The sequence below is a fragment of the Luteolibacter ambystomatis genome, assembly GCF_018137965.1.
Taxonomy (GTDB): Bacteria; Verrucomicrobiota; Verrucomicrobiia; order Verrucomicrobiales; family Akkermansiaceae; genus Luteolibacter; species Luteolibacter ambystomatis.
Genome location: NZ_CP073100.1, coordinates 5,266,193 through 5,279,657 on the forward strand (window position 1 = coordinate 5,266,193; position 13,465 = coordinate 5,279,657).

A 13,465-nucleotide genomic window follows, 5' to 3' on the forward strand; every position below is an offset into this window, starting at 1 on the left:
CCGATGTCGAACCATCACCTTCTCCTTTTTCTCGCTCTCGTCCAGCCGCTGTTCGCGGAAACCGCGACCATCGAGGGCCGTGCGGGCGGCGCGACCACCAGCGGGACGATCACCGTGACCGTCGATTCCGACCGCGACGGCCTGTCGGACGCCGACGAGGCGACGCGCGGCACCGATCCCCACAAGGCCGACACCGATGGCGACGGCATCTCCGATGGTGCGGAGGTCACCGCCGGGACCGATCCGCTCGTCAACCAGTTCACGGCCGATCCCGACTGGGGCGGCATTCCGGCAGCGACCAAAGCCAAGATCACAGGGGGATTCTGGGATTTCGAATCCTATAGCAATGGGTTTGCCAGCCGGGTCGCTCCCACCGTTTCGAAGCTGGTTCCCAAGGTGGGGCCGTCGTGGATCCAGAACACCACGGGCATTTGGAATGAAACGGGCGGATTCTCCGGCAAGTCGATCAACCTGGGGCCGAACAAACAGGTCCAACTGGTCCAGTTGGGAGCGGCGGCGCTTCCGATCAAAAACCACGTGTGGACCGTGGGCTTCGCTCTCAAGCTCAACAGCAGCCTGACCACCGGGGGAGACGTGCTGCCGGTGTTCAGCGCCTATGCGAACGGGGTGACGAATCTCTCGGACCAGTTCAGGATCGAACTGCTCGCCGTTTCCGTTGGAAGTCCCGCCCAGACCCAGAACCTGCTCCGGATTCGCGACGATGGCGGCAACCTGTCGGGGCAATGGGTCATTCCGCCGACGGTCAATCTCCAAACCTGGAATGAATTTGCGGTCCGGGCGTCGGCGCAAAACCCATCGGCGACCACCCGCACCTGCTTTGTCAACGGCAGTGGGCTGGCATTTGTCACCACCGGGGTCACCTACACCCAACTGCCCGGGCCGACGAGCAATGTGGACACCTTCGACGGGCGGATCGGAGGGGTTCGGATCAACAATGTGGTCACCGCTTCCTCTTACAATTTCTCGGTGGACCGCTTCTTCATCACCAACGGGGCGACATTCACCACTTCGAATCCCGATCCAAGCGTGGTTCCGGATTTCGTTGCCGTGACCAACCGCGACACCGATGGCGACGGCATGTCCGACCGCGACGAAGCGGCGAATGGCACCGATCCCCTCCACTACGATCCCGACGTGGACAAGGACGGGCTGACCAACGCCGAGGAGGCGGCGGGCCAGGCGGTGTTCAACGGCGTGACCAGGACCTTCGGCGCCACCAACCGCAACAATCCCGACACCGACGGCGATTTGTTCGACGATCTGTGGGAGGCGAAGTACTACCATTCCAGTAACGTCGATCCGAACAATGCGGCGAAGCCCGTCCACGACAACCCCGCGACCACGGGCGTCATCGAAGGCGACTACGACGGCGACGGCCTGTCCAACGACCTCGAATGCCTCTACGGCACCGATCCGAACAACGCGGATACCGACGGCGACGGCATCAGCGACAAGGACGAGGCTTCCGCCGGATCGGACCCCTCCGACAGCACCGACAAGCCCCTCAACCCGGCGGACTACTACGGAGACACCTCGCTGGGGGACTACTCGCCGATCGGCGACCTCAACACGATGGTCAAGAGCGACGGCGGTGATGGTGTCGTCAAAATCGCGGTCGGACTGGACCCCGCGCCGGCAGCAAACGGCGATCAGACCCTGGGCGCGAAAGGGGCCTATTGGAATACTGAGATCTGGCAGCTCAAGGTGGGGAAGATCAAAGCACTGGCACCGTCCCGAACCACCATGTCGCCGGTGAAGAAGATTTCGCCCAAGGCCGAAATCCAGGAGATCCTTGTGACAAGTGCCGCGACCGTCGGCAGCGCGGCCACTCCGGTCAAGGACCACGACTACCACTACACCGCACGGGTGGACGTTGGAAACGCTCCGTTCATTCTCTGCGATTTGAACCAGATCCTGGGTGTACACAATGACTCGGGACCCAACGGCACTCACATCGAGCGTCACGACGGGCCGATCAATCCCGTGTTTTCGGGGGCCGCGGCACCGAGCGCCTGGCTGGTGCCCCTCGACAACTACTCGTTCGCCACCAGCTACGGCGGCGGCGATGCGGTGGGACCGAAGTACCGCAAGGTCGCTCTCAACGGCCGTCCGATCCCCGACGAAAAGCCCCAGCAGGAGGCGGAGAGCGACCAGCCGGAGGAGGAAACCTACGTCGATGCCTTCAACCTCGGCCTGCACCACGACACCAGCTACCACTACACGCCGCTCGGAGCTTCCGACCTCGCGCTCCAGGTGACGGCCAGCACCGAGGAAACCGGCTTTTCCAGCCGCTCCGGCCTCCGGCCGAACGAGCGCCTCGACCTGCCCTTCGGGGTTGGCTGGTCGTCGAACCTCTGCTCCTATGTCGAGGTGGTGGAAACCCTCGGCGACGACACCCACGAGCCGGTGACGGTGAACGTGGTCGACGAGTCCGGGCGGTCCCAGCGGTTCGGGACCATGGATTTCGGCAGCTTCTTCCCGTGGCCGTCCGCCCGCGTCGACAAGAAGACCTATCTCAACACGCTCACCCGCGCCGGAAACAACTTCACGCTCCAAAAGAAATTCGGCAGCACGCTGACGTTCACGCCCAGCAAGGCCTGGTTCATGTATTCGACCGACCGGCTGGAGGGCTCGACCAAGATCCGCCGCCACACCTACTGGCGGCTTTCGGAAGCGCGGGACCGCTTCGGCGTCCGCCTTCGCTACGACTACGACAACGGGCCCGGCGTGCCCAACGAGGTCGCGCTCATTCCGCGGCAGATCAGCTCGCCGGACCGCGAGGGCCAGTTCCTCGTCATCGGCCGCAGCCCCGATTCCCGCCGCGTCACCTCGATCACCGACAGCCGCGGCAACACCACCAGCTTCGAATACGCGACCAACAATAGCGAGTATTCCCACGATGGCATGACCGCCGGGGCGTCGAAGCTGACGGAGGTCCATTTCGCCGACGGCACGGTCGTCTACTACACCTGGCAAAGTGTCTACGAGCAGGAGGTCGACAACACCGATCCCGTGAACCCGCGGGTCACCCGTCACTTCCACACCAACCTCAGGTCGCTCACCGACAGGATCACCCCGCTCGCCGGCAGCCCGAACACCCACGTTTTCAACTACGGCTTCGACCAGTCGAAGCAGTACTGGGATTCCAGCGTCAACGGCACGCGCGCGGCGGTCGATCTCGGGCAGTTGCCCGCGGACGTGCGCGCCTACGTGGAGACGGAGATCTCCAAGCGCAACGACTCCGGCCACGGCCAGTGGAAGACGATGTACGGCCAGCCGCGCCGCGTCACCTCTGTCGTGCGGCCCGCGGGCATGGGCACGACCACCTTCGCGATCCAGGGGCAGACCCTCTTCGGACCCACGGTGAGCTTCCCCGAGATGCCGGTCACTACCGTGACCGATGCCATCGGCAGCAAGACCGTCTATGAGTTCTCCAACCTGCTCGCGGAGGTGGTGAACGTGGACTCCTCGGAAAAATCCGTGAGCGCCCAGTGGATGATCTACTACCTCACCTCGAAGATCCATCACGGCGGCGCGGTGGGAACGGGCGGCTACCTCGGCACGGAGACCTACGAGTATGAGCCCGCCGCGGGTCTGGCCCTGAAGAAGGCGACGGACTTCTCCGGCAATGTCACCACCTGGGAGTTCGGCAACGACTACAGCGGATTGCCCGCGGGTCTCGCCGCCACCTCGGCCACGATGACGAAGTGGGCCGATCCCACCGCAAAGGTTGATGCCCTCGGCCGCCTCGAAACCTATACCTACAGCAGTTCCCACCGGATCATGGACAACACCGATGATCCGTATCACACGACGAGCGCGTTTAGCGTCGACGGCCTCGGCCGCAGGCGCACGAAGACGGTCCAGCAGAACGGCAGCCAGCCGCTCCAGCAGGAGCGCTACGACTATGGCAACGCCCGCTTCCAGGGATTCCAGACCAGCTCGTCAAGACTGGCATTCTCCAATGTGACCGGACAGGCTTGGGAGACTGCCCTGGAAACCGCCACCCTTCCCGATGCCAACGGCCGCGTGTGGAAGGAAATCACCGATCCTCGCGGTCTCTCGCTCGTGACCGAGCACGGCTACGACTTCAACAACAACAAGACCTGGACGCTCGATCCGCGCGGCAAGCGCACCCGCTTCGCCTACGACAAGCTCAACCGCCTCACGGAAGTCACCTACCCGGAGGCGGGCACCAGCACCGGCACCGCCGCCGCGATCAAGAAGATCTGGTACAACGAGAACGGCAGCAAGGCCGCGGAAATCGACGAGGAAGGCCGCTACCTTATCCACCACTACGATGCGCTGAACCGCCGCATCGCGACGATCCGGGACATGGACGGCCTGGGCCTGCCCACGCTGGATTTCCGGGGAGTGGTCAACGAGGATACCAAGGGCAGCGCCACCGGCGACGATCTCGTCTCGCGGGTCGCATACGATGCCGTGGGCAACGCGATCCGCAAGACCGATCCGCGCGGCATCGTGACCCGCACGTTCTACGATGCGATCCAGCGGCCCGTGCACGTCTTCGGCGGCTTCACCATCGCGGAGGCGGATGCGGCGGAATCTTCCGGGGACGCGTTGGGAGCCTACACCTCGCAGGCCGCCGCCTCGACCAGCCGGACCCACACCGAGTTCCGCTACACCGACACCGGCCTGGCGCTGCCGGAAGGCGGCACGGTGAAGGGCAATCCCGGCGGCAGCGCCTTCAATTCCTCCGGGTTCAAGCCCACCGTGGCGATCCAGCACGCCGCCGTGCTCACCGCCACCGGCACCGCGGACGTGGTGACCTACGCGAGCTACGATGCGCTCTACCGCCCGCTGCGCACGGAGACCGTCTATGAAACCGGTTCCGTGGCCGTGGCGGTCACCGCCTATGGGGCGCTCTCCGGGGCCAAGGAAGCGCTCGACACCACCTCCACCGATGACCGGGGCAAGGTGACCCGGTCCGTGATGGACGGACTCCAGCGCGCCACCAGCGTGACCGATGCGTTCGGAACCGCCCTCGCCGCGACGAAACAGACCGTGTATTCCAGCACCGGCCTGGTGTGGAAAACCATCGACCCGCTCAACCGCGAATCGGAAACCGATTACGACGGAGCGGGCCGTGCCGTTACCGTTTGGCAGCCCGATCCCGTCACCGGAGTGGTGAACCGGGCGAACCCCACCGATCCGCTCGCAGGCTCGCCGCGCACGCAGACGGCGTATGACAAGAACGGCAATGTCACCGTCACGCTCGATCCTCTCGGCTACCGCCACGAGTTCGAGTACGACGCCCGCAACCGCAAAACGCTGGAGCGCCTGCCCTCGGTCACGGCGACGGAAATCACCGCCGGCCAGCCGGTATCGACCTCCTTTGTCACTCCGGTGCTCCGTACGGCATATGACGGCGTCGGCAACGTCACCTCCGCCACGGACGCGCGCAACCACATCACGCGCACGTTCCGTGACCGGGCCAACCGCGTCACCGCCGTGCTCGTCAATCCGGTCAGCGGCAATCCCTCCACCAATCCCGCCAGCCCCGGGACCCATGACATCGCCACCCGCACCAGCTACGATGCCGCGGGCAACGCGCTGGATGTGACCGATGGCAACGGCAACCACACGCGCAACACCTACGACACGCTCAACCGTCTCGTCACCACCGCCACCAATCCCGATACCGGCGCTCCCTCCGCCGATCCCGCAAGTCCGGCTACCGGAGACATCACCGTCCGCAACGCCTACGACGATGCCGGGCATCTGGTGAAGGTCACGGACGGCGAAGGGCATGCCACCGGCTTCCGCTACGATGGCCTGGGCCGGAAGACCCGCACCCTGTGGGACGAGGGCACCGGAGTCGAGAGGGCGGAGCAGGCCACGTTCGATGGCGTGGTCCAGCTCACTCGCACCGATCCGAAGAACCAGACCGTCACTTTCCAATACGATGCCCTGCATCGACTGCAGGACGTGCTCTACAGCGGTGCCTCCGCGGACAACCGCCACCTCGGATACGATCTCGCGGGGAATCTACTGGAGGTCTCGTATCCGAATGAAACCACCGCCCGCAAGACCTTGAGAGGGGTTTCGCAGGTCTTCGACAAGCTCAACCGGCTGACCCAGGAAACCTCCGCCGGGGCGACGCATGTCCACAGCTACGACAAGTCCGGCAACCGCCGCACCACCACCTACGCCTCCAGCGGACGCTTCCTCGCCAGCACCTATGACAAGCTCAACAGGCTCTTGACCTGCACCGAGAAGGCGAACGCCTCCGCTGCCACCGGCAGCGTCACCAGCTACTTCTACGACCTCGGCGGCAATGTCACCCGCAAGGTCCTGCCCAACGGCACGGAGAACCGGTCCACGTTCGACGCGCTCAACCGCAAGCTCGGCGAGGACACCCGCACCGCCGCGGGCGGGCTGGTATCGCGCTTCGACTACTCGCAGTCGCCGGGCGGCTGGCCGACGGGCTACGATGGCACGGGCAATGTGCTCAGGATCGTCGAGTCCTACGGCTCGATCAGCGGCCGCACCGTCACCAACAGCTACGACCACGCCCATCGCCTCACCAGCGAGGTCGCGGCCACCACCGGCAGCGGCACCGTCACCACCGGCTACGCCTACGATGCGGCGAACAACCGCACCCAGAAGGTCGTCACCGGCGGCAGCAGCCCCGGCACCTGGACTTCCGCCTACGGCACCCTCTCGGACGGTTACAACAGCAACCAGCTCAAGAGCGTTACCAAGGGCTCCGCCACCACCACCTTCCTCTACGACTCCAATGGCAACCGCTCGGAGAAGAAGGTCGGGACCACCACCGTCCAGAGCTACGGCTACGATTACGACAACCGCCTCGTCACGCTGACGGACAACGTCAAAGGAAGCTTCGCTTACAGCTACGACCACCGCAGCCGTCGTGTCGGCCGTGATGAAAGCTCGGCGGGCGGCGCGAGCACCGAGCTTTCCTTCTCCGGCGGCCTGTCGGTGCAGGAATACACCAGCGGCACCGGCACGCCGGTGGTCGAGCTGATCCGTGGCAGTGACTGGGGCGGCGGCATCGGCGGTGTGCTCTACACGATCCGAAACGGCGGCACTCGCAGCTACAACGCCTACAACTCACGCGGCGACGTTGTCAGCCAGACGGACACCTCCGGGGTGATCACCTGGCAATCGAGCTACGAAGCTTTCGGCACCCGCACCCAGGAACAAGGCACGACGGAGGACCGCCAGAAGGCCAACACCAAGGACGAGGACCCCACCGGCCTCCTCAACGAAGGCTTCCGCTACCGCGACCTTGAGTTCGGCATCTTCCTGACTCGAGACCCCGCGGGCTTCGTGGACGGGCCGAACGTCTACACCTATGTAAGACAGAATCCGTGGACCAAGTTCGATCCCGAAGGGTTGTTTGATTGGCGAAAAACCGGGGAGAGCTTTATGAATACGCTAAATGGCGTCGGTGAATATACCCATGATGCGGTTAATTCATTGGTTGAATTGGCTAACTTCGGAATGGCCGGCATGGAGGCCAATAAACGCTTTGGCGACAAGACCATCAATGCGGTAACCGGAACTGTGAAAAGCTGCGACACTTTAGGTCGTGCTGGCCGGGAGTTTGTAGGAGGGCAATATCAGCAATCCGCGGAAACGGCCTTGTCGACTTTGGGGGCTACGCCCGAACAGCAAACGGCAAATGGGTTAATCACGGCTGCAACCTTTGGCATCGGGAAGTATCTTAAGGGTTTTAGCATGCTCGATGAGGTGGCGCCCACCATCGAAACTTTGGCTCCCACGGCCAAGGAGACAGCTAAAGGTTCGATTACGCTTGCGGGCGAAATTCCCACCACCACTGGTGGCGGAACGCTGAGCATTGATGATTTTGTCCCCTCCTATGCCGCGAAAGAAGGAACAACGTCCACCTCCCTTATCAAGTATTTTCCTGACAACAATGGCTTTGCAGGGGAGACGACACAAACTTTCCTAACCAAAGGCCAGAAAATCGATAGGTATGGTGGGGGGGATTGGTCGAGATTCTTCTCGCCACAAGGAACTCCCGATTATGGCCGCGCATTGCCTCCTGGAACGGCGGGGCAGCAGCTACGGACATTTGAAGTGATGAAGCCGTTTCCTGTCCAATCGGGACGGGTTGCTCCAGCTTTTGGTCAGATGGGAGGCGGAACCCAAATGGTATCGCCTGTGAATCTTAAAACATTGCTAAAAAGAGAGATTTTGAGGGAAACAACGGAATGAAATTTAAAGAGCTACCAGACTGGATTTTTGAGGTCCAAGAAACTTCCGCGAATGTCTACAAAGTGACAGGCCATGATTCGGCAGGCAGGAGTGTAGAGCGGCAAGGTCTAGATCCTGAAACTTTGTTAGAAGCGGCAAAGTTAGATGCTATAAAGATGTCTAAGGAGAATAGTGGCAACCAACCGAATAGTGGCAACCAACCGCAGTGAACGTGCCACTCGGATTCCATGCCAAAATCGGATCGAGCTTCTCGTGCGCAGCGGCCCGTGACGGCTTGCGGTCTTATCATTCCGAACGCTCCAACCCAAGGTCCACCCACTCCATGAGCTGTCGCCGCCAACCAAGCCCGCATTCCAGAGCGTCTTTCAGCCATGCAGGTTTTCGGAAGCGGATGAGGAACGCGACTCGTCCGACGATGTTCCGGGATGAAAGCTGACTGAGGTCTTTTCCCGCAAGTGCCAATCTGGAAGCATCGCACCGCTTTGCCCCGTGCGGCCTCCATTTTCCTGATCTGCCTGCTGTTTCTGTGGAGCGGTTTTTCTGCCTCCGCCGGGGCGACGCATGTCCACACCTACGACAAGTCCGGCAACCGCCGCACCACCACCTACGCCGCCAGCGGACGCTTTCTCGCCAGCACCTATGACAAGCTCAACCGGCTCTTGACCTGCACCGAGAAGGCGAACGCCTCCGCTGCCACCGGCAGCGTCACCAGCTACTTCTACGATCTCGGCGGCAACGTCACCCGCAAGGTCCTGCCCAATGGCACGGAGAACCGGTCCACCTACGATGCGCTCAACCGCAAGCTCGGCGAGGACACCCGCACCGCCGCGGGCGGGCTGGTGTCGCGGTTCGACTACTCGCAGTCGCCGGGCGGCTGGCCGACGGGGTATGATGGCACGGGCAACGTGCTCAGGATCGTCGAGTCCTACGGCTCGATCAGCGGCCGCACCGTCACCAACAGCTACGACCACGCCCATCGCCTCACCAGCGAGGTCGCGGCCACCACCGGCAGCGGCACCGTCACCACCGGCTACGCCCACGATGCGGCGAACAACCGCACCCAGAAGGTCGTCACCGGCGGCGGCGATCCCGGCACCTGGACCTCCGCCTACGGCACCACCTCGGACGGCTACAACAGCAACCAGCTCAAGAGCGTCACCAAGGGCTCGGCCGCCACCACCTTCCTCTACGACTCCAATGGCAACCGCTCGGAGAAGAAGGTCGGGACCACCACCGTCCAAAGCTACGGCTACGATTTTGACAACCGCCTTGTCACGTTGACGGACAATGTCAAAGGCACATTCTCCTACAGCTATGACCACCGCAGCCGTCGTGTCGGCCGCGATGAGAGTTCGGCGGGCGGCGCGAGCACCGAGCTTTCCTTCTCGGGCGGCCTGTCGGTGCAGGAATACACCAGCGGCACTGGCACGCCGGTGGTGGAGCTCATCCGCGGCAGCGACTGGGGCGGCGGCATCGGCGGCGTGCTCTACACGATCCGAAACGGCGGCACGCGCAGCTACAACGCCTATAACTCACGCGGCGACGTTGTCAGCCAGACGGACACCTCCGGGGTGATCACCTGGCAATCGAGCTACGAAGCTTTCGGCACCCGCACCCAGGAACAGGGCACGACGGAGGACCGCCAGAAGGCCAACACCAAGGACGAGGACCCCACCGGCCTCCTCAACGAAGGCTTCCGCTACCGCGACCTTGAGTTCGGCATCTTCCTGACCCGCGATCCGGCAGGCATCGTGGACGGTCCCAATGTCTACACGTATGTAAGCCAAAACCCGTGGACGATGTTCGATCCTGAAGGATTGAGAATGTTCAGAGGAGAGACCCCCCAGGGAGAGGATCCAATTTTACATGTTCTTGGCTTGTTTGGCGAGAAGGTCGGACAAATGCAAAAAGCCCTGGGAGAGGGGCTCGATTGGGTTGGGGGTAAGGCAACTGGGAAAACCCCGGAAAAGTTCAGGTCTGACAAATAGTGGCAACCAACCGCAGTGAACGTGCCACTCGGCTTCCATGCCAAGGTCGGATCGGAGCTTCTCGTGCGCAGTGGCCTGTGACGGCTTGCGGTCTTACCATTCCGAACGCTCCAAACCAAGGTCCACCCACTCCATGATCTGTCTCCGCCAACCGGAGCCGTGTTCCAGAGCATCTTTCAGCCACACGACTTTTCCGAAACGAATGAGAAGCGCGACTCGTCCGATGATGTTGTTGGATGGAAGCTGACTGAGGTAGCTGACTGAAGTCTTTCCCTGCAAGGGCCGACCTGTCCGATGGGGCTTCCATTTTCCTGACGCCATTCCTTCTCCGCTTCTCTGCCCGGTCGGAGATTCTTGTTCCGCAGCCTCTTGATTGCGGTCGTGGAGGTCGGGAGACTACCTTCGGCCTTGGAATTCCAAGTGCCGATTTTGGCTTTCAGGGTGATTTTGCAAAACCCCCCAAGGTATTGCATTGATCATACTGATTGAAGAGGGGAAGGGAGGTTAAGCCACCTTCTCTTCCCGTTGAATCAGGAAATGACAAGGCCGCCGCGGATTGGCTTCCGCGACGGCCTTTGACACACACATGAATCGTAAGGCTCTCAGGCTTCCGCCGGGGTGGCCCCGAGGGGCTTCGGCATCGGCTTTTCCTTCTTGCGAAGGGCCCGGCGCATCTTGTTGAGCGCCGAGTTCTGGAGCTGGCGGATGCGCTCGCGGGTCACGCCGAACTGGCGACCGACCTCCTCGAGCGTGAGAGGCTTCTTGCCGGTGAGGCCGAAGCGTTCGTCGATGATCTTGCGTTCGCGCTCGTCGAGCACGGACAGCAGGCCGTCGAGCTGGTTGTGAAGGTTCTTGTCGGCGAGCATTTCCAGCGGGTTGCCGGCACGTTCGTCGCCAATGATTTCACCGTATTCGGTGGCTTCGCCCTCGTTGATCGGGGCATCCAGCGAGGTCGGGCGCTGCGAGGCCTGCTTGAGCATGGCAAGCTTGCGGCGGGGCAGGCCGATTTCGTCGGCGAGTTCCTCTTCCGTGGGCTCGCGGCCCAGTGCTTCGGCCAGGATCGTGGAGATGCGGCGCATCTTGGCGATCTTGTCCACCATGTGGACGGGCAGGCGGATGGTTTTCGACTGGTTGGCCAGCGCGCGCTTGATGGATTGCTTGATCCACCATGCGGCGTAGGTCGAGAGCTTGCCACCCTTCTTCGGGTCGAAGCGCTCCACGGCCTTCATCAGGCCGATGTTGCCTTCGGAAATGAGGTCGGAGATCGGCAGGCCGTAACCCGCGTAATCCTGGGCGATCTTCACCACCAGGCGGAGGTTCGCGCGGATCATGTGGGACCGGGCTTCCTTGTCCCCCTTCTTGATGCGCTTCGCCAGCTGGATCTCTTCTTCAGGCGTCAGTAGCGGCGTCTTGGAAATCTCCCTCAGGTAAAGCTTCAGGCTGCTATCTGATTCGTAGGCCATGGTCGTGGAATGTGAGGTGTTATAGGTACAACGCCCGGGAGATTGGAATTATTCTAAAAATCTTCCGGATTTCTTCTGTGACCACTCCGTATGCACGATTGACTGACTATGCAGGTCGCTTCGCGGCGATGGTTTGATCGATGCCAAACCTCCAGCACGCCCCGTGCCCCCAACAGTTGGGTTCGCAAGTCACTCATTTTCAATAAAACCGTTTGACAATTTGTTGGCATGGTATCGTGCAAGTGACAACTTGCCGTGCAAAGTGCGCCAATTTGTCAACTCCCTGCGTCATTTGTTGTAACTCCGGGGCGTGCCAAAACACCGGGTTCGACAAGCGCAACGCGGTTTTTCATCCTTTTTCCGTGTTCGACGCCTACTCCCTGCTCCGCCCGCTGCTTTTCCGTCTTGATGCCGAGACCGCGCACCATCTCAGCCTGAAAGCCCTACGCCTTGCGGAAGGCTCCGGATTGTTGCAACTTGCATTCCCGTCCGATGAGTTCGCGACGCCAGTGGAGGTGATGGGGCTGAGATTTCCGAACCGGTTGGGCCTCGCGGCGGGCCTCGACAAGGAGGGGAATACGATCGATGCGCTCGGGCGGCTGGGTTTCGGGTTCGTGGAAATCGGCACCATCACGCCGCGTCCACAACCGGGAAATCCGAAGCCGCGTTTGTTCCGCCTGATTTCCCATGAGGCGATCATCAATCGGATGGGCTTCAATAATCCGGGAATCGAGGCGGGGGTCGCCAACGTGCGCGGAACCCGGAATTTCCACGGCGTGATCGGTTTCAACATCGGAAAGAACAAGGACACGCCGAACGAGAACGCGGCGGATGATTACCTGGCTTGTCTCAAGGCGGCGTATGCGGTGGCGGATTACATCGTGGTGAATTTGTCCTCGCCGAATACCCCGGGCCTGCGCGACTTGCAGGGTGAGGAGGCGTCGGCCCGGTTGCTGGAGACCTTGAAGAAGGAGCAGGAGAAGCTGTCCATCCAGCACGGCAGGAAGGTGCCGCTGTTGTTCAAGGTGGCACCGGATCTGGAGCCTGCGCACATCCAGGGATTGGCGCGGGTGTTCCGCGAGGGTGGCTTGGACGGCTTGATCGCCACCAATACCACGCTCGACCGCTCGCTGGTGCAGGGGCATCCGCGTGCCAGCGAGGCGGGTGGCCTTTCCGGCAAGCCCTTGACCACACGCAGCACGGAAGTGATCGCGGCCTTCGCTTCGGAACTGGGCGGCCGCATCCCGATCATCGGGGTGGGTGGCATTTCCACGGTGGAGGATGCCCGGGCGAAATTGCGCGCGGGAGCCTCGCTGGTGCAGATCTACAGCTCGTTCATTTTCCGCGGACCGGAACTCGTGAAAGAATTGGTGAAGAATCTTTGATCGGTTATCGTCAGAAGGACAGAAGGCGTAGAAAGAATTTCCCTTGAGGACTTCCGCAATACGTCTAACGGTAATGATGTCCAACCAACCGAATCCCATCATGAAAAAGATCCTGCTTTGCACTCCCGCCGTCATCGCTGCCATGGCTCTCTCGAGCTGCGCTGACGCCGGCCCGAACACCCAGCGTGGTGCCGCCACCGGCGCGCTTCTCGGCGCGGGTGCGGGTGCCATCATCGGCCACCAGTCCGGCCGCACCCTCGAAGGTGCCGCCATCGGTGCCGGTTCCGGCGCGCTTATCGGCGGTGCCTACGGCAACGCCCGCGACCAGGAAGACCGCCGCTACTACGGCGGCTACTAATCCGATCAAGATACTCACCATCCA

The 13,465-nt window shown here is 62.1% G+C and carries 5 protein-coding genes; 4 read left to right on the forward strand and 1 reads right to left on the reverse strand.

Translation table 11 applies throughout. The annotated features are described in order from the left end of the window. Positions 1–3: 3 nt before the first annotated feature. Positions 4–8,247, forward strand: a complete 8,244-nt coding sequence (locus KBB96_RS20630; RefSeq protein ID WP_211631386.1) for a glycohydrolase toxin TNT-related protein — start codon at positions 4–6, stop codon at positions 8,245–8,247. Positions 8,248–8,702: 455 nt separating this feature from the next. Further along, positions 8,703–10,235 (forward strand): RHS repeat protein, encoded by a 1,533-nt coding sequence (locus tag KBB96_RS20635; protein WP_211631387.1) that lies wholly within the window; start codon positions 8,703–8,705, stop codon positions 10,233–10,235. A gap of 602 nt (positions 10,236–10,837) precedes the next feature. On the opposite strand, the gene KBB96_RS20640 is transcribed toward KBB96_RS20635, so the two are convergent. After that, positions 10,838–11,698 (reverse strand): sigma-70 family RNA polymerase sigma factor, encoded by an 861-nt coding sequence (locus KBB96_RS20640; protein WP_211631388.1) that lies wholly within the window; start codon positions 11,696–11,698, stop codon positions 10,838–10,840. 362 nt (positions 11,699–12,060) lie between these two features. Between KBB96_RS20640 and KBB96_RS20645 the strand changes: the two genes are divergently transcribed. Continuing rightward, a complete protein-coding gene (locus KBB96_RS20645) occupies positions 12,061–13,083 on the forward strand; it encodes a quinone-dependent dihydroorotate dehydrogenase (protein ID WP_211631389.1) in 1,023 nt (340 codons plus the stop codon). A 100-nt stretch (positions 13,084–13,183) separates the two neighbouring features. Then, positions 13,184–13,441 (forward strand): YMGG-like glycine zipper-containing protein, encoded by a 258-nt coding sequence (locus tag KBB96_RS20650; RefSeq protein ID WP_211631390.1) that lies wholly within the window; start codon positions 13,184–13,186, stop codon positions 13,439–13,441. Positions 13,442–13,465 lie beyond the last annotated feature (24 nt).